Annotated in this window: 15 protein-coding genes; 12 read left to right on the forward strand and 3 right to left on the reverse strand. The window is 68.8% G+C overall.

Annotated elements, in window-relative coordinates; translation table 11 throughout:
* The first annotated feature begins 55 nt into the window (after window positions 1-55).
* From D7X12_RS09745 to D7X12_RS09785, 9 genes are read left to right on the forward strand one after another with little or no spacing between them, the layout of a single operon-like run.
* A complete protein-coding gene (locus D7X12_RS09745; protein WP_120624993.1) occupies window positions 56-970 on the forward strand; it encodes a hypothetical protein in 915 nt (304 codons plus the stop codon).
* An 8-nt stretch (window positions 971-978) separates the two neighbouring features.
* Window positions 979-1,890, forward strand: coding sequence for an alpha/beta hydrolase (locus tag D7X12_RS09750; protein WP_120624994.1), 912 nt, complete (start codon window positions 979-981; stop codon window positions 1,888-1,890).
* Window positions 1,887-3,116, forward strand: coding sequence for an aminotransferase class I/II-fold pyridoxal phosphate-dependent enzyme (locus D7X12_RS09755; RefSeq protein WP_208718915.1), 1,230 nt, complete (start codon window positions 1,887-1,889; stop codon window positions 3,114-3,116). Before D7X12_RS09750 ends, D7X12_RS09755 begins: the two co-directional genes overlap by 4 nt.
* A 22-nt stretch (window positions 3,117-3,138) precedes the next feature.
* Window positions 3,139-4,068 carry an ornithine cyclodeaminase family protein gene (locus tag D7X12_RS09760; RefSeq protein ID WP_120624995.1) on the forward strand — a complete coding sequence of 310 codons (930 nt, stop codon included), beginning with the start codon at window positions 3,139-3,141 and terminating at the stop codon, window positions 4,066-4,068.
* 15 nt (window positions 4,069-4,083) lie between these two features.
* On the forward strand, window positions 4,084-5,034 hold the full coding sequence (locus tag D7X12_RS09765) for an isopenicillin N synthase family dioxygenase (RefSeq protein ID WP_120624996.1): 951 nt from the start codon (window positions 4,084-4,086) through the stop codon (window positions 5,032-5,034).
* A gap of 49 nt (window positions 5,035-5,083) precedes the next feature.
* Complete coding sequence (locus tag D7X12_RS09770; RefSeq protein WP_120624997.1) at window positions 5,084-6,424, forward strand: hypothetical protein; 1,341 nt, start codon at window positions 5,084-5,086, stop codon at window positions 6,422-6,424.
* A gap of 35 nt (window positions 6,425-6,459) precedes the next feature.
* Window positions 6,460-7,641, forward strand: coding sequence for an ATP-grasp domain-containing protein (locus D7X12_RS09775; RefSeq protein ID WP_120624998.1), 1,182 nt, complete (start codon window positions 6,460-6,462; stop codon window positions 7,639-7,641).
* A gap of 34 nt (window positions 7,642-7,675) precedes the next feature.
* Window positions 7,676-8,275 carry a hypothetical protein gene (locus D7X12_RS09780; protein ID WP_120624999.1) on the forward strand — a complete coding sequence of 200 codons (600 nt, stop codon included), beginning with the start codon at window positions 7,676-7,678 and terminating at the stop codon, window positions 8,273-8,275.
* A gap of 46 nt (window positions 8,276-8,321) precedes the next feature.
* A complete protein-coding gene (locus D7X12_RS09785; protein WP_120625000.1) occupies window positions 8,322-9,740 on the forward strand; it encodes a hypothetical protein in 1,419 nt (472 codons plus the stop codon).
* Between the two features lie 8 nt (window positions 9,741-9,748).
* On the opposite strand, the gene D7X12_RS09790 is transcribed toward D7X12_RS09785, so the two are convergent.
* Window positions 9,749-10,183 carry an Lrp/AsnC family transcriptional regulator gene (locus tag D7X12_RS09790; RefSeq protein ID WP_120625001.1) on the reverse strand — a complete coding sequence of 145 codons (435 nt, stop codon included), beginning with the start codon at window positions 10,181-10,183 and terminating at the stop codon, window positions 9,749-9,751.
* Between the two features lie 117 nt (window positions 10,184-10,300).
* Here D7X12_RS09790 and D7X12_RS09795 point away from each other — a divergent pair, with 117 nt between their 5' ends.
* Window positions 10,301-10,897 carry a cysteine hydrolase family protein gene (locus tag D7X12_RS09795; protein ID WP_120625002.1) on the forward strand — a complete coding sequence of 199 codons (597 nt, stop codon included), beginning with the start codon at window positions 10,301-10,303 and terminating at the stop codon, window positions 10,895-10,897.
* 1 nt (window position 10,898) lies between these two features.
* Here D7X12_RS09795 and D7X12_RS09800 read toward each other — a convergent pair whose 3' ends face one another.
* Both D7X12_RS09800 and D7X12_RS09805 read right to left on the reverse strand, forming a co-directional pair.
* On the reverse strand, window positions 10,899-12,128 hold the full coding sequence (locus tag D7X12_RS09800; protein ID WP_147443594.1) for a PKD domain-containing protein: 1,230 nt from the start codon (window positions 12,126-12,128) through the stop codon (window positions 10,899-10,901).
* Between the two features lie 6 nt (window positions 12,129-12,134).
* Entirely contained in the window at window positions 12,135-12,938 is an 804-nt protein-coding gene (locus tag D7X12_RS09805) for a hypothetical protein (protein WP_120625004.1), read from the reverse strand.
* 164 nt (window positions 12,939-13,102) lie between these two features.
* Here D7X12_RS09805 and D7X12_RS09810 point away from each other — a divergent pair, with 164 nt between their 5' ends.
* Both D7X12_RS09810 and D7X12_RS09815 read left to right on the forward strand, forming a co-directional pair.
* Window positions 13,103-13,711, forward strand: coding sequence for a hypothetical protein (locus tag D7X12_RS09810; protein WP_120625005.1), 609 nt, complete (start codon window positions 13,103-13,105; stop codon window positions 13,709-13,711).
* 92 nt (window positions 13,712-13,803) lie between these two features.
* Window positions 13,804-16,884, forward strand: a complete 3,081-nt coding sequence (locus D7X12_RS09815; protein WP_120625013.1) for a tetratricopeptide repeat protein — start codon at window positions 13,804-13,806, stop codon at window positions 16,882-16,884.
* Window positions 16,885-16,888 lie beyond the last annotated feature (4 nt).

The raw sequence follows: 16,888 nt of genomic DNA on the forward strand, positions 1-16,888 counted from the left end.
TGCAAATGTATAGGTTGTTTCTCCAGTCATTCCTCCCTCAAAACCTGGACAGTCCATGAAAAAGATCGATCCGAGCCGCATCAAGGATTCGCTCATTGACGTCTCGACCTTCCCCGCCGAGCTGAGCAAGGGCGACTCTGTTCCCCCGAACAGGGCGCTGGTGGATGCCATCATCGAGGCCGTCGAGAAGAAGAACGGCTTCGCGGTGGTGCACGGCGCGAACAAGCTGCTCGCGGCGCGCCAGCTGGACATCCGCACCGACGCCGGGGCGGAGCTGGCCCGCAACTACCTGGAAGGCCTCTTCCGCGCCGCCGCGCCGCGCTTCGACCTGAAGCGATACAGCCCGGTGGACGTCGCCTATGACCGCGTCGTCAAGATGGACGTCGACGGGTACAACAAGAACAAGAGCTTCACGCCGAACAGCGACCACACCGAGAGCCGCGAGTTCGTGACGACGAAGTGCATCCACTTCGACGCGGCGACGCCGTTCATCGCCAACCTCTACGGCCCCAACCGGAACATCAGCGGCGGGCTGCCGATGATCTGCGACACGCGCAAGTTCTGCCAGGACAAGGGCATCGACCCGAAGTCGCTCATCGAGAACATCCCCAACAACTACAACGTCGCGCTCAAGCAGGAGTTCTACGACGAGGTCCTCAACGACTACTCGTTCGCGCTGAAGCTCGACCTGGAGAACGACATCGTGATGATCGTCCTCCACAACGAGGTGGTGGGCGGCGTGGCCCACGCGGCGACCCAGCCCATGCGGCCCGACGCCAACCGGGATGCCCGCCGGCCCATCCGCCATGTCGAGTACCAGGTGCCGGGCACGGAGGACCTCAAGCGCTGGTACGACTTCTACGGGCTCACGCTGTTCAAGGCGGACGACCACAAGGAGGACCCCACCGTCTCCCGCTACGTCCGTGGCGAGCTCAACTCGTTCCCGCACGTCATCGACGTCCTGGCCTGAGGCGCGACATGACGACACGCTCGAACACCGCGCGGAATGCCGCGGAGATGAAGGAACTGCTCGCGTACCTGGACGCCCGGCCCTGGCCGGACGACTTCAAGGAAGCGCGGGTACACTACGACGCGCTCGGGACGCCGCTCGCGCCCGACATCAAGGCCGAACCCCTCAGCCTCGACGGGGTCGGAGCCCAGATCCTCACCCCTCCGGACTGCGATGCGGACCGCGCCCTCCTCTACCTGCACGGCGGCGGCTTCGTCTTCGGCTCGCTGAAGAGTCACGCCGGAATGGTCGGCGAGGTCGCCCGGGCCGCGCGCTGCCGCGTGCTGCAGCTCGACTACCGCCGGGCCCCCGAGCACCCCTACCCGGCCGCCGTCGAGGACGCGACCGCCGCGTACCAGTGGCTGCTGCGCCGGGGGTTCGCGCCCGGACGCATCTCCATCGTGGGTGACTCCGCCGGCGGCGGGCTGGTGCTCGCGATGCTGGTCGCGGCCCAGGCGCAGGGGCTCCCGCTCGCGGGGGCCGCGGTGAGCATCTCTCCGCTGGTGGCCATGGAGCCCACCGGCGAGAGCTACCGGACGCGTGAGCACATCGACCCGCTCGTGCAGCGCAAGGTCGTGGACCAGGTCATCCGGCTGTACCTCAACGGGAAGAACCTCCGGCACCCGACAGCGGCGCCCATCCACGCGGACCTCACTGGCTTCCCGCCGCTGCTCATCCAGGTGGGCGAGCGGGAGATCCTCTTCAGCGACTCCGAGGCGCTCGCGAAGAAGGCGCGGGCCTCCGGCGTGGACGTCACGTTGGAGGAGTGGCCCGACATGGTGCACGTCTGGCACCTGCACCACCCGCGGCTTTCGAGCGGGCGTGAAGCCATTGCCCGGATTGGACAGTTCGTGATCGAGAAGACAGGAGCCCGGCCGTGAAGAACCCCACCGACCCGATCATGGGTCCCCATGCGCACCGCAACAACCAGAAGATGGTCCCGGCGAGCGAGAGCGCCTGGCGCGTGGCGCAGGACGCCAACATGCTGGGCATCCGTGTCGAGTTCAACGGCAGCCAGAACCGGCTGCGCGAGGTCGACACCGGGCACGAGTTCGTCAACCTGTGCTCGTGCTCCTACCTGGGGTTGAACAGCCACCCGGACGTCATCCAGGGAGGCATCGACGCGCTCCGGAGCGAAGGCGTCACCGGGCTGTCCATGGCCGAGTTCCGCATCCGGCTGGGATTGATGGAGGAGCTGGAGGTGCAGCTCGCCGACCTGTTCGGCGGCCCCGTGCTCCCCGCGGTCACGTCCAGCGCGCTCACGGCGGCCATCCTGCCGATGCTCGGCTCCGGCCACCTGACGGACAGCGAGCCGTTGGTGATGGTGTTCGACAAGTTCGCGCACTTCTCGATGGCGTTCGTGAAGCCCATCGTCGCCGACGAGACGCTGGTGCTGAACAGCCCGCACAACGACATGAACTACCTGGAGGACGTCTGCCGCAAGTACCCCCGCGTGGCGTACGTGTGCGACGGCGTCTACTCCGTGGGCGGGAAGACGAACCTCGAAGCGCTGAGGACGCTGCAGGAGAAGTACGGGCTGTTCCTGTACATCGATGACTCGCACTCGCTCTCCACGCAGGGCAAGAACGGCGAGGGGTACATCCGCTCGCGGCTTCCCTCGATGAACGACCGGACGCTGATCATCGCCTCCACCGCCAAGGCGTTCGGCAGCACGGGCGGCATCGCGATGCTCGGCTCCCGCAAGCACTACGACTTCCTCTACCGGACGGGCCCGATGGGGTGGTCGCAGAGCCTGCGCACGGCCGCGATTGGCACGTCGCTGGGCAGCATCAAGGTGCACCGCAGCCCCGAGCTGGGGAAGCGCCAGGAACAGCTCCGGAAGAACATCGCGCTGTTCGATGAGCACATCCAGACGGCACAGCGGGGCGACGGGCTCCACATCAAGGTCGTGGAGGTGGGCGAGCAGGACAAGGCCGTCAAGCTCTCGCGCGAGTTGTACAAGCGGGGCTTCTACTGCTCGGCGGTCTTCTTCCCCATCGTCCCCGTCGGCCGCGCCGGCATCCGCCTCATGCTTCGCGGCGACCTGCCCACGGAGACGGTCCAGTCGTTCATCGACAACCTGAAGGCAGTCCTCGCGACGCTGTAGGCGAGAGAGGCGAGCCCGCGCGATGCCCCCGTTCCATCCCCACAGCGTCGTCGCCGCGCGCGGCAACCTCCCGCGGCTCATGCGGGAGCTGGAGTCCGCCCTCGAACAGGGCCTGCATGAGCGCATGCAGGTCCCGCTTCGGGAGGTGGTCGCCCTGGAGCAGCCCCGCTCCGCGTTCCTGTCGATGCCGGCGGTGTCGGAGCACTTCGGCCTCTACATCAACAAGGTGGCGACCCTCTTCCAGCGGTCCGCCACCGACCCGCTGCCCACCGTGAACGCCGTGGTCACCGCATTCTCGACCCGCACCGGCGAGCTGCTCGCGATGCTCGACGGGGCGGCGGTGACGAACCTCAAGTGCGCCGCGGTGTCGGCGCTGGTGACGGACCGCTGCGCGCGACCGGATGCCCGGGTGCTGGCCATCGCCGGGACGGGGGTGCAGGCCCGGCAGCAGGCGGTATCGGTCTGCTCGGTCCGCCCCATCCAGGAGGTGCGGCTCTGGGCCAGGAATGCGTCCCGGTGCGCCGCATTCGCAGCGGAGCTGCGCGCGTCGCTGGGGCAGGACGTGCGGATCCTCCCCTGCGAGTCCCTGGAGGAGGCGGTCCGGACCGCGGACGTCATCGGCACCGCGACGGCATCGAAGGTGCCGCTGGGCCGCTTCTCGGACCTGTCCCCCACCGTGCACATCAACTGCATGGGCGGGCACACGACGGAAGCGCGGGAGGTGCCGCTGGAGCTGCTGCGCACGTCGACGCTGATCGTGGAGGACCTGGCGACCGCAGTGGCCGAGGCCGGCCCGGTCCATGCCAGCGCCCTCTCCCTGGGGCAGCTCGTCCGAACAGCGCGCGAGCCGCTGCGGGCAGGACGAACGGTCTTCAGTTCGACGGGCCACGCCTTCCTTGACGTCATCACGACCGCGCACCTGCTGCGCGAGCTCGAACACCACCGGGATTGAAGGAGGAGAAGACAGATGACCGAGCTACCCCGAATCGATTTGACGTCCGCGACGCCCGGCTCCGAAGCGGAGCGCCGGGTGGCGTTCCAGATTGACCGTGCGTGCAAGGAGGTGGGCTTCTTCACCCTGAGCGGGCATGGCATCGCCCCCTCCACCTTCGAGGACGCGTACGCGACCTCGCGCGCCTTCTTCGGCCTGCCGTTCGAGGTGAAGAACCGGTGCCGGTTGCAGTCCGGCTTCACCATGGCCGCGGACGACTACACGCCCTACGGCTACAGCGGCATGCTGGAGGAGAATGCCTTCGCGTACACGGGCAAGAAGGGGCTCCCCAGCGACTACGTGGAGAAGTTCAGCGTGGGCCGGCGCATCGACGACGACGGCGCCCCCCTGCCCTTCAGCCCGGACCTGACGGGCCGGCAGCTCCGCGCGGCGCTGAAGGCGTACTTCCGGGAGTGCGAGGCATTGACGGCCCGGCTCACGGAGCTGTTCAGCATCGCCCTGGACCTGCCCCGGGACTTCTTCGCGAAGAAGACCTCCGCGTCCAATGACTCGCTCCGCTCCCTGCTCTATCCCCAGCTCAACAAGGAGCTGGCCAATGACCAGGGCATGGGCGAGCACACGGATGGGACGCTGTTGACCGTCCTGGCGCAGACGGGGCCCGGCATCCAGGTCAGGGACCGGGGTGGCACCTGGATCACCCCCAGGCTGGCCGCGCGGGACCACCTGATCGTCAACATCGGCGACCTGATGGCGCGGTGGTCCAATGACGAATACGTCTCCACGCCCCATCGCGTCGTGCTGTCCGGAGACGAGCGACAGTCCGTCGCGTTCTTCAAGCTCGCCAACGACGACGCGTTGATCGAGTGCTTCCCCAAGTTCTGCAAGGACACACCGGCGAAGTACGAGCCCGTCGTCTACAAGGCCTTCTCCCTCCAGAAGATGAACGCGCTCTTCGGTGTGGCGTGATGTATCCTGCTCACCTTCCCAGACACCCCTTGCGCAGCCCCGTCCGCCCATGATCGGTGCATTCAACGAAGAGTTCTTCGCCGCCGTCGAAGAAGGACGGGATCCCGCCAGGGAAGCCGTGGCGCACGCGAACGGTGACGCCCTGATGATGGGGCTGGGTTCGACGATGTTCGAGAAGCGCCTGTTCGCGCACCCGCTCCTGTTCGACGAGGCGGAGTTCCTCGAGCTGGGGCGAGCGTCGAGCGCCCTGCTCTCCGCGCAGTTGAAGATCATCCAGCACCTGCTCGCGACGCGCTCGAAGGAGAGCGTGCTCGACCTGTTCCAGATGCCGAGGCGGCTTGCCCCGTTCATCCACTGGGACAACCTCCAGCACGGTGACGCGACGGTCGGCCGGATGGACATCGTCCCGACGCGCGACGGGTACTTCTTCTGCGAGTTCAACATCTTCCCCGGCGTGGGCGGGGGCGAGGCGTACGAAGGGACGGAGCTCTACCTCGACGCGCTGGGGTATCCCCAGGCCGGCCGGGCGGGCAGCGCGCTTCGGGACCTCGCCGGGCTGTACACCGCGGAGTGCAGGAAGCGGGACCTCCGCCGGGTGGTGATCCTCGACTCCACCGCGCACGGGCAGATGGGATACCCGCGCCAGGAGCTGCTGAAGCGCTACCTGGAGGCGGCGAACCCGGGCCTGACCGTGGAGCTGCTCGATGAAGCGCGCTACCCCAAGGCTTGGCTGAGCCGGGGCGAGGGCGAGAAGACCCTCGTGCACCGCATGTTCACGCACGAGGAGGTCACCGACGACTTCGCGTTCGTGGAGAAGCTGTGGGCCAGCGGCGCGGTGCTGACCAATGGCTTTGAACCTGAGCTGCGGATGAGCAAGCGGTTCCTCGCGCTGCTGTGGGAGCCGGCCTACCAGGCCCTGTTCAGCGCGGAGGAGGTCGCGGCCATCCGCAAGCACCTTCCGCACGCCTTCTCATTGTCCGAGGACACCCTCGCGTCCGCGCTGCGTGACAAGGACGAGCTCGTCTTCAAGTGGGACGGCGGCGCCACCTATGGCGGGAGCGGCGTGTTGATGGGTGGGGACTGGCCCGCGGACGTGCTCGAACAGAAGCTGCGCGAGTCAGGCCTCGACCGTTGGATCTGCCAGCGGGGGGTGGAAGCGGAGACGGTCGCGTTGCGCGCGGTCGGGGACGCGACGCCGGTGGAGTACCGGCTGGTGCTGGGCCTGTATTCCTACGGCGGCAAGCCCAACGGGTTCCTGGTGCGAGGCAGCCGCAGCTCCAAGGTCGTGAACATCTCCAGCGGAGGCAAGCTGGGGTGGGCCTTCGTCGTCTCCGAGGCAGGACGCCGTGACTTCATCCGTCACGCGCGGAGCCAGCGCGCCTCACCGTGAAGTCTCCAGCAGGATCACCAGGGAGCCCGTGAATCATGGCGTCAGACATCATCCTCCTGGGCGCGAGGCCCTTCATCTGTGAGCGGGCGTGGCAGCTGGGTGCCAGGCCCTTCGTCATCCAGCACCCGGAGCGCTCGGAGGACGCGGTCAACCGGCAGTCGGACCGGGTGCTCCTGATGAGCTACGAGGATCCGGCGCTGATTCCCATGCTGAAGGCCGCGCACGCGCTCACCCCTTTCGTGAGCGCGGTCACCATCGCGGAGGAGGCGCTGATCCCCTGCGCGCGGATCAACCAGGCGCTGGGGTTGCCCGGCACGCCGTTGGACCTGGTGGAGAAGACGCGCGACAAGCCTGCCATGCGGCGCGTGCTGGACGCGGGCGGCTTCTCTCCCGTGCAGTGGGCCGCGGTGAAGACGCACGCGGATGCCGTGACGTTCGCCGAGAAGCGGGGCTACCCGTTCATCCTCAAGCCCGTGGATGGCGTGGGCAGCATCGACGTGCGGCTCGTCCGCTCCGTGAACGACCTGGAGGGCGTGCTCAACGGCACGTCGTCGTGGATCGCCGAGGAGTACCTGGACGGCCCCGAGTACTCCGTGGAGGCCTTCTCGTTCGCGGGGCGCCACGTCATCCTCGGCATCAACGTGGAGACGAAGAACACGGACCCCATCGGCAGCGAGTTCCTGGAGGTGGCCCACCAGGTCCCCGCGCCGATGAGCCCGGAGCGCGACCGCGAGGTGCGGGCGTTCATCCGCGGCTTCCTGGACGTGCTGGGCATCAAGGACGGCCCCTCGCACACGGAGCTGAAGTACACCTCGCGCGGGCCGCGCATCGTGGAAACCCATACACGGCTCGGTGGAGACCGACTGTGGGACCTGGTGCGACTAACCACGGGGTATGACCTGCTGGACATGACGCTCCAGTGGGCCATGGGGACGCTGAAGCCCCTGGAGGCCGACCCCATCCCCCGTGGCGGCGCGGCCATCCAGTACTTCACCCCGCCGCCCGGCAAGCTCAGGCGGCTGCACGGCATGCACGCGCTGAAGCGGCTCCCGGGTGTGGTGGACATCTCACTCGTGGTCGACGTGGGGACCACCATCCGCCCGGCCATGAAGTCCGAGGACCGCGCGGGCTACGTGCTGGCCTACGCGGAGACGGTCCAGCAGGCGCAGGCCATCTGCAGGGAAGTCACGCAGCGGCTCGTGCTCGAAACCGCCTGAGCAGGCTTCGCGCAGGATTGGATAGAGTGGCAGGATGATCGCTCGCCTCCTGCTGCTCCCCTTCGTGCTGTTGCCCCTGGTTGCTTCGGCGGAGGAGCCAAAGCCTCGCACCTACGACATCATCATCCTCGGAGGCGGGAAGACGGAGGCCGCGGCGCAGGCCCCGTTGGAAGCCCTCAAGAAGCGGGTGCTCTGGGTGCGGCTGACCGAGGGGAGCTGGCACTACCCCCGGGTGGAGAAGTCCGACGACTACCCCGGTCTCAACAAGGGGTTGTACATCGCCGTGCTCGGGCTCTGTGCCCGTGACGGGGACACCAATGCCAAGGCGCTCGTGAAGGCGGTGAAGGCCCTGGCACCGGGCACGTACTCCAAGAGCATCAAGGGCGCGTATGGCGACCCCTGCCCGCCCACCGGCGCGTTCACTCCGCCGAGCGCCGAGGAGAAGGTGCACCTGGACCGCATCGCGAAGGAGCCGAAGTCCGCGGCCGCCTACTTCGCGTATGCCGTGGCCCTCAAGGAGGAGGGACGCCTGGGGGAGGCGAGCATCATCGTCGACGAGGCGATGGAGCTCGACCCGAAATACCCGGGGGCGCTGGAGCTGTCCCAGACGCTCATGGTGCTGCTGACGGACTGAGCGTTGCGGCTTTACTGCACCGGGCCTGTGGCCAAAGCTGCGCCGCATGGCGAAATACACGGTCAAGGTCTCCAAGGCACCGAAGGGTCATGAGGTTCCGCCGCTGCTCGCGGAGGTCGGCGCCTGGGTTGGCACGCAGGCCCACGGCACGCTGGGCTGGTTCGATGCACTCGAGATCGAGCCCATTCCGAAGGAGTGGTACCCGGAGAAGGCGGACCGGCTTCGCCGCGAGGCCTTCTCGTTCCTGCACCTGCCTGATGGCTCGCTGCTCGCGCTCGTGAAGACCGGGGCTGACGCTCCGCAGGCGGTGGCGCTGCTCGGTTCGGAGGGAGAGGCGCGCACGGTCGCGAACAGCCTCGAAGAGTTCCTGACGCAGTGGTCCCGGGGCGAGACGGAGATCGACGACCTCGACGACGAAGAGGGAGCGTCCGGGCGGAAGGCGCTGGCTGCGTGGCTGAAGGCGAAGAAGATCAAGGCGCCAAAGGCCAAGGACTTCGACTTCGAGGCCTGGCTGGACGGCGGCGCCGTGCCTGCTCCTGCGGCGGCGGCCAGCATCACGTTCTCGCCGACCCCGGTGATGAAGAAGCTCGGCCCGAAGACACGGCGGCTGGCGTCCCTGCTCGGACATCGCGGGGATGATCCCGAGGTCGTCGCCTACGTGACCGGGGAGCTTGGCAAGAAGGTGCCCGCGTCCACGAGTGAGAACACCGACTCGGTGAACGTCGAGGCAACGAAGCACGGCGTCGAACTCGTCTTCACCCACGACGTCCTGAACGATGCCTTTCTGCCGATCCCGAAGACCGCCAAGACGTTCATCCCGTATCTCGCCTCCGCCTGGGTGAGGTCGAAGATCGGCGAGGAGGTCCTGGGCGTGCCGTGGAAGGTGAAGTCGGAGGCGGAGATCACGAAGCTGCTCGGCCCGCCCACCGGATACGAGGCCGCCTTCGCGACCGATGACGAGCCCACCGTCGCCTACTGGGACTTCGAGCTCGACACCACGGCGCACGTCTGGCTCAACCTCTCGTTCGACGAGTCCCTCTCCGTCACCCTCACCGTGAAGAGCGCAGGTGCGCTCATGCGCCAGCCCGACGTCACGACCGGGCTCTTCGTCGGCTATGCCGCGACCCGAGGCCTGCTCGACACCTCGCGGTTCCCGGCGCACCAGGCGCTGCTCGCGGCCGTCGCGTCACGCAAGGCGAAGGGTTCGGAGTTCGTGAAGCAGGCGCTTCCCCGCGGCCTCTGGGACGACCACCTCCGGGATGCGCCGGGGCTCCGCCAACTGGCGTGGCGCTGGTTCCACAACATGAACGGGCTGTGGATCACGGCCGACCTCAAGAAGACGTTCGGCAAGCGCGCGGGCGCGTTCGGCCACGATGCGCCGAAGCTCGACGACGACACCTGGGACGCCGTCGACAAGGCGGCGCCGCTGCTCGACAAGCGCTTCGCGGCGTGGCTCGCGAAGTAGGCGGGCGCTCAGCCCCGGTCCAGGTGCACCGTGAGCACGGGCGCGGTGGTGACGGCGCGCACCTCCGGGATGCGCGCGACGCGCTCGCGCAGCGCTGACAGCGCCTCCAGGTCCGGGGCACGCACGCGAATGAGCATGTCCACGTCTCCGGCCAGTGATTCGATGCGCAGCACCTCCGGCAGGTCGCGCAGCAGCGGCGCGACGCGGGGGCACACCGGGCCTGAGAGCTTCACCGTGAGGTAGGCGACCACTCCAGGCGCACGGGCGACTTCGCCGAGCCGCACCGTGTAGCCCTGGATGACGCCGTCACGTTCGAGTCGCGCCACGCGCTCCTGCACCGCGCTGCGCGACAGCCCCACCTTCGCCGCCAGCTTCGTCGCGGACTCCCGCCCATTGGCTTCGAGGAGGGCCAGGATGCGACCGTCGAGTTCGTCCAGCGCCATGCGAGTGCCCCTTGCTCCACCCCGCCGGCACTGTGCCGGTGTTCCGTCGTTTTGCCGGGTCGCGTCCGGCAGGACTGAACCCTAGGGTGCACCGCACCTGGCGAAAGGGGCAAGGACATGCAGCTCGACGACACCGCGGTGCTCATCTCCATCGACGTGCAGCAGGGCTTCGACCTGCGGCCCTCTGGACCGCGCAACAACCCGGACATGGAGGCGCATGCCCTCGCGCTGCTCGCGGCCTGGCGCGCGGCCCGCCGTTCCGTGGTGGTGGTGCGCCATGACAGCATCCAGCCCGGCTCTCCCCTCACCCCGGGAACGCCCGGCAACGCGCTCAAGCGGGGCTTCGAGCCGCAGCCCGGTGAGCCGCTCATCACCAAGCACGTCAACAGCGCGTTCATCGGGACCGACCTGGAGACGCGTCTGCGCGCGGCGGGCGTCCGGCAGGTGGTGCTCTTTGGAATCGCCACGGACATGTGCGTCTCCACCACGGCGCGCATGGCGGCGAACCTCGGGTTCGACCTCGTGGTGGTGGGGGACGCCTGCCACACCTGGAGCCAGCACACGCCGGACGGAGCGCTGCTGGACGGCGAGACGATCCACCGCGTGCACCTCACGACGCTGAACAGCGAGTTCGGCCGCGTGGTGCGGACCGCGCAGGTGATCCAGGCGCTCTCCCCTTCCGCTCAAGCGGGGGCGGGGCATACGGCCCCGTGAGCTACTTCGGCGGTGGCCGTTCCGAAGAGGACGGGCGCAGGGGTTCGGCCTTGTAGGCGGACCAGGACAGGGACACGTCCTTGCCCGTCGCATCGCGCCCGTGGAGGAAGTCGATGACCTGCTTCACCTCCGGGCGCACGTCGGACGGAAGTACGGTGACGTAACCCCGGAAGCCTCCACGTCCCAGGTCCTCCTCCACGGTGATGACCTCGCGCCACCCGCTCGTGCGGACGTCCACCTGATCATCCCAGCCCACGGTGAGCCGCTCCACACGCTCCCATGCGACGTTGCCGTCCTCGGGAACGTCGACCCGGACCTCGCTCCTCCAGCCTTCGCTCGCTGCGCGGCCGGTCACCCGTTCGACCTTCAGGCGCGCTCCCGGTGGCGCATCGGAGGGCGGCTGCCCACGGACCTGCACGAACGTCGTCGCGGTCTGCTCCCCTTCCGCGCCTCGTGCGGACAGTGACACCTTGAAGCTGCGCACGTCCGGCTCGCCGGGGGCCTGCGCGGCATAGACATGCGTGGCACCGGGCTCCGTTGTCACGGTGGAGCTTCCATCACCGAAGTCCCACCGGTACGTGGTCGCTGGCTTCGGTGACACCGCGCGGAAGGAGAAGTCTTCGTTACCCCTTTGGGAGACCTCGATACGGAGTGCGTCGGCCTGTCCCTCGCCTGCGCCGCACGCGCGCACATCGATGCCGACGACCTGCTCGGCCAGCACGCCGACGCGTCGGCCCCCCAGGTCCTTGCAGAGCTGGAAGCGCACGAAGTACCGCCCCGCCGTGGCCGGTGCGCGCCACGGGAGCCGGGCACCGGGCTGCAGCTCCGCACCCGTCTCCGAGCCCGGCCACACCCAGCGCTGGACCATGCCTGGCTCGACCTCCCCTCCCGTGCGAGCGGACAGCGTCAGCTGCTCGCCCGCGCACACCCACGGGCGGTCCGCGTCGATGCCCTCGATACGGGCGGTCGAGGACAGCTCCACCCGCTCCTCGTTCAAAGCGGCGGAGAGGGCTGCTCCCGTCGCGGCGGGCGGAACACGGTCGGGGGCCAGTGGCCGCAGCAGTGCATGCACGATGGGCGCTGGAGGCAGCTCCGCCACGTGCGCAGGCACCGCGATGACGGGGGCGGCGGGCGGCGGCTCACCGTCCTTGAGCAGCACCCACGTCAATCCGATGACCAGCAGGACGCCACTGGCCAGCAGGAGCCTGCGTCCACGACTTCCAGGGGACACGGGGGATCAGAAGCCGAAGTCGTTGAGGTGGCGCCGGTAGCCCTGCGAGTTGGGCCGGTACCACTGGTCATCCCAACCCTTGAACTCCACGTCGTCGAGCAGGCGCTCCGTCTTCCCGTTGAGGACGACCGGGTTGATCAGCTGCACCGCCGTGGAGCCCACGTTGCGCGAGGCGAGCTTGTTCGCCGTGGTGTCCAGGTACTGCGCCGTGGTGCGGCTGCAGAAGTCCTGGGAGAAGCACCCGCGGTCGCATGTGGACAGGTTGTTGTAGGACGCGTGCTTGTCCTCGGCCATGTAGAGGACGGGCCACCCGCGATAGCCATTGCGCGAATCGCTCAGGTCGTACTCGAGCTGATCAAACGAGTACCAAGCGGACGACTCACACGAGCTCTTGCGGTGGGCGGACAGGTAGACCGCGTCGAGGTACCAGCGCCCTCCGGAGGCGTGCACCTCGAAGATCTGGAACTCGGGGTCGCCGTCGTGACCGGTGGTGACGCCGGTGTCCTCGAAGAAGGTGTCCAGGTAGAAGATGCGCACGGTGCGGGTGGCGAACGCCTCGCTCTTGACCGCGTAGTACGGCCGGCGGGCGGTGCCACTCTCGCCGCTGTCGAACCAGAACAGCGGCATGAACCACTTCGCGAGCTGATACTCGCAGTCGTCATTGAGCCCATCCCGGTCCGCATCCGTCCCGGTGCCCCAGCAGTTGTCGCCATAGGGAATGACGGAGAGGCCATCCGCTCTGGCCGCCGGGGCCGCCAGCGCGAGGAACAGGCCCAGGGACATGACGACGGCGCGGATACCGCTGTTCATGGAAGCGCTCCGGTGTGGAGACGGCGAAGGAGGCCGGAGGATACCGCGCTCAGCCCCCTTCCTCCGAAATCCCCAGAAATTCATTTCTGGGACGGCGCGGCACGAGCCCGGCCCTCCCTTCTGGAACCCCCTCGACCCCCAACGTCGAAGCCAGGAGCAGGGACATGAGAGCCATTGATGCCTTCCGCAGTGCCGCCACCCTCATCAAGCCGCAGTTCCCCGCCGAGCAGAAGGCAGCCGCTCCGAAGAAGAAGAGCCTGTGGGACAAGGCCTTCGACAAGGGCAAGGTCGAGGAGTGGAAGGAGTCCGTCGACTACAAGAAGAGCATCGACAACCTCGGGCCGGGCGACACGTACTCCCTCCACGTGGGAGGCGACGCCAGCGTCGAGACCGGCAAGGTCTACGCGAAGGCGGACCTCCAGTGCACCCGCAATGACAAGGGCGAGGACATCGTTTCCGCTGACGGCGAGCTGGGCGCCGGCCTGTACGGCATGCTCGGCGGGAGCGTGGGCGCGAAGGCCAAGGCCGAGGCCGAGGCCGAGGCCGAGGCCGAGGCCGAGGCCACCGCCGGCGTCGGCGCGAAGGTGGAGATGAAGTTCTCCTCCGCCGAGGAGGCGAAGCTGGCCATGGACACGCTCGTGCGCTCGACCGGGCCCGGCGGCGCGGTCGCGAACACCTCCAGCGGCACCGCGGGCCTGGGCGAGGCCCCCAACTCGGCGTCCCTCCACCGGCAGATGGCCACCGGCCGCCATCTCGGAGGCGTGCGCGCCTGAGGCCAGTGCGCCCCCGCCGCCGGGGGCACACTGGCGGTTAAACCAACCTTCACGGGAATCACGGGGAGTCCTGTTAGACTCGCCCCGTGATGATGGCGTGCCCGGACGAAACGACGTTGAGCGACTTCCTGGAGGGGCGGCTCTCCGAGGAGGCCCGGACGCGCGTCGTGGCGCACCTGGAAGGCTGCGCTGACTGTCAGTGGGTGCTGGCGGTGGGCAACGACGCCCTCCCCGGGGTCGCGGCACCAGAGCCGCACCCTGCCCCGCTGGCCCGGGGGGCCACCCTCTCCCGGTACGTGGTGCTGGAGCGGTTGGGCGCCGGGGCCATGGGCGTGGTGTACGCCGCCTATGATCCGGAGCTGGACCGGCAGGTGGCCCTCAAGGTGGTGCGCCCGGAGGGCCGCCACGTGGAGGAGTTGCAGCGGCGGCTGTTGCTGGAGGCGCAGGCGCTGGCGCGACTGTCCCATCCGCACGTCGTCACGCTCTACGACGTGGGGACGTATGGGGACTGCGTCTTCCTGGCCATGGAGCTGGTGGACGGCACGACGCTCCAGGGCTGGCTCCAGACGCCGCGCGCGTGGGCGGACGTGCTGCGCGTCTTCCAGGACGCGGGCCGGGGGCTCGCGGCCGCGCACGCGGCGGGGCTGGTGCACCGCGACTTCAAGCCGGCGAACGTGCTCGTCGGGAAGAACGGCGGGGTGTGGGTCACCGACTTCGGCATGGCCCGTCCCCTCAACCGCGAGCAGGGGCTGGCGGCGCGCGCGGAGCCGAAGGCCGCCACGTCCACGCTGAGCCCCCTCACCCGCACGGGCGTGCTGCTGGGGACGCCCGCGTACATGGCGCCGGAGCTGGTGAAGGGCCAGCGGGCGGACGCGCTGTCGGATCAGTTCAGCTTCTGCGTGGCCCTGTATGAAGCCCTCTTCGGCGTGCGTCCCTTCGCGGGCGACACCCTGGAGGAGATGGCCCGGGCCGCGGAGGAAGGCCGCGTGCGGCCGCCGCTGCGCGACGTGAGGGTGCCAGCCCGGGTGCGGCGCACGGTGCTGCGGGGCCTGCGGGCCCGGCCCGAGGAGCGCTTCGCTTCCATGGAGGCGCTGCTGACGGCGCTCACTCCGCCGTCGCATCGCGAGGTCGTGTGGATGGCGACCGCGGTCCTGGCCGCCCTGCTGGTGGGGGCGCTCGTGTACGGCCTCGCGCCCCGGCACGAGACGCGCTGCGAGCAGGAGGTGGCGAAGCTCGCCGGGGCGTGGGGGCCCGCGAGGCGGGAGCGGATCCACGCGGCCTTCCTCGCCACGGGCGTACCGTTCGCCGCGAAGGCCTGGGACACGCTGGCCGCCACGCTGGATGCGCATGCGGCCCAGTGGCGCACGCTGCGCACCGAGGCCTGCCTCTCCGCGACCCTCGATGACATGAGCCCGGCCTGGCAGACGGAGACGTGCCTGGATGCCCGGCTCTGGCAGTTCGCCGCCGTCGCCGAGGTGCTGGAGAAGGCGGATGCGCGGACGGTGCAGAACGCGCAGCAGCTGGCGGCTTCGCTGGAGGGACTGACCGGGTGCAAGGACACGTCGGCGCTCTCCTCCCGTCCGCAGCCCCCGGATGCGCTGGCCGCGCGGGTGGACACCGCCCGGCAAAAGCTCGCGCAGGCGCAGGCCTCGCTCGAAGCGGGCCGCTACCCCGAGGGACTCGCGCTGACGACGGCGCTGCTCGGAGAGATTGAGGGGCTCGGCTTCCGGCCCCTGGAGGCGGAGGTGCTGCTGGCCCATGGCCACCTGCTCGCGCAGGACGGCAAGCACAAGGAAGCGGAGGACCACCTCTACAAGGCTGTCTTCGCCGCCGAGGCCGGGCACGATGACGAGACGGCGGCGCGCGCGTGGGGCCTTCTTGTCTGGGTCATGGGCGATCTGCAGGCTCGCGCCGCGGACGTGGAGCGGATCATCCAGCACGCCCAGGCCGCGGTGACGCGGCTGGGACCGGAACGCTTCCCCGCCGTCACCATGGACCTGCACCTGTGGCTGGGAGCGGCGCTCATCCAGCAGGGCAAGCTGGACCGGGCGGAGGAGGAGCTGACCCGAGGGCTGGAGCTCGCGCGGAAGACCTACGGCGAGGACCACCTGCGCACGGCGCATTTCAACCACAACCTGGGGCGCGTCTACTCCCGCCAGGGCCGGTCCGAGGAGGCGCTGGCCCTGCATCGTCAGAACCTGGCTTTGCGCGAGCGCCATCTGGGCCCCAAGCACCCCCAGCTCACGACCACGCTCAACAGCCTCGCCGGGGCCCACATGAATCTGGGGCGGCTCGACGAGGCCATCGCCCTCTGGCGCCGCATCATCGAGATCACGGACGAGGCCCGCCTGCCGGAGCACGTGGGGATCGCGAACTCGCTGGGGAACCTGGGCACGGCGTTGCGGGGCAAGGGAGAGCTTGATGAAGCGTGGCGGAGCCTGGAGCGAGCGCGTGACATCATGGAGCGCATCCACGGGCCTGATCATCCCCATGTTGCCGTCATCCTGGAGGAGTTGGCACTGGTGGCGCATGACGCGGACCGGGTCGACGAGGCCTTGCGGCTGGTGACGGAGGGCCTGGAGCGTATCCGCCGCTCGCTTGGACCGGACACGCCACGCGCCCAGACCCTCCTGAGATCTCGCGGGCGCATCCTGCTCAAGCTGGGACGCACCGCCGAGGCCCGGAAGGACCTGCTGGCATCGCTGAAGTTGCTGGAGAAGGAGCAAGGCCCCGACAGTCCCAGCGCGGCGTTCGTTGACCATTACCTGGCCGATGTCGCAATGACAGAGGGGAACGCGCGAGAAGCGCTTGGCCATTGCAAACACGCGCTGATGATTGACGAGCGAAGGTCATCGCCGCAGTCCCAGATGATCGGAGCGGATTGCTCCTGCATCGGAGAGGCGCTGCTGGCCCTGAAGGCTCCAGAGGAGGCGGAACCGCTGCTGGAGCGCGCACGCCAGATTCTCCAACAGACGAACGGAGAGCCGCTGGTCGCGGCCAAGACCTCCTTCCTGCTGGCCCGAGCGCTCAGCGAGAAGCGCACGAACCCCGACCCCGTGCGCGCAGTCGCACTGGCCGAAGAGGCCCGCGTCAAGCTGGCGGCCATGGGCGTGAAGGCGCAGAAGCAGCTGGCTCAGGTCCTCGCCTGGCAGCGGCGCGAGGCACGGAAATGAGCGA

Source organism: Corallococcus sicarius (genome assembly GCF_003611735.1).
Classification (GTDB): Bacteria; Myxococcota; Myxococcia; order Myxococcales; family Myxococcaceae; genus Corallococcus; species Corallococcus sicarius.

Bases quoted from the DNA above. Each gene is read 5' to 3' on its own strand.
- D7X12_RS09785 (WP_120625000.1), top strand. From the start codon at position 8,322: ATGGCGAAATACACGGTCAAGGTCTCCAAGGCACCGAAGGGTCATGAG.
- D7X12_RS09770 (WP_120624997.1), top strand. From the start codon at position 5,084: ATGATCGGTGCATTCAACGAAGAGTTCTTCGCCGCCGTCGAAGAAGGA.
- D7X12_RS09790 (WP_120625001.1), bottom strand. From the start codon at position 10,183: ATGGCGCTGGACGAACTCGACGGTCGCATCCTGGCCCTCCTCGAAGCC.
- D7X12_RS09760 (WP_120624995.1), top strand. From the start codon at position 3,139: ATGCCCCCGTTCCATCCCCACAGCGTCGTCGCCGCGCGCGGCAACCTC.
- D7X12_RS09750 (WP_120624994.1), top strand. From the start codon at position 979: ATGACGACACGCTCGAACACCGCGCGGAATGCCGCGGAGATGAAGGAA.
- D7X12_RS09810 (WP_120625005.1), top strand. From the start codon at position 13,103: ATGAGAGCCATTGATGCCTTCCGCAGTGCCGCCACCCTCATCAAGCCG.
- D7X12_RS09780 (WP_120624999.1), top strand. From the start codon at position 7,676: ATGATCGCTCGCCTCCTGCTGCTCCCCTTCGTGCTGTTGCCCCTGGTT.
- D7X12_RS09815 (WP_120625013.1), top strand. From the start codon at position 13,804: ATGGCGTGCCCGGACGAAACGACGTTGAGCGACTTCCTGGAGGGGCGG.
- D7X12_RS09805 (WP_120625004.1), bottom strand. From the start codon at position 12,938: ATGAACAGCGGTATCCGCGCCGTCGTCATGTCCCTGGGCCTGTTCCTC.
- D7X12_RS09745 (WP_120624993.1), top strand. From the start codon at position 56: ATGAAAAAGATCGATCCGAGCCGCATCAAGGATTCGCTCATTGACGTC.
- D7X12_RS09775 (WP_120624998.1), top strand. From the start codon at position 6,460: ATGGCGTCAGACATCATCCTCCTGGGCGCGAGGCCCTTCATCTGTGAG.
- D7X12_RS09795 (WP_120625002.1), top strand. From the start codon at position 10,301: ATGCAGCTCGACGACACCGCGGTGCTCATCTCCATCGACGTGCAGCAG.
- D7X12_RS09765 (WP_120624996.1), top strand. From the start codon at position 4,084: ATGACCGAGCTACCCCGAATCGATTTGACGTCCGCGACGCCCGGCTCC.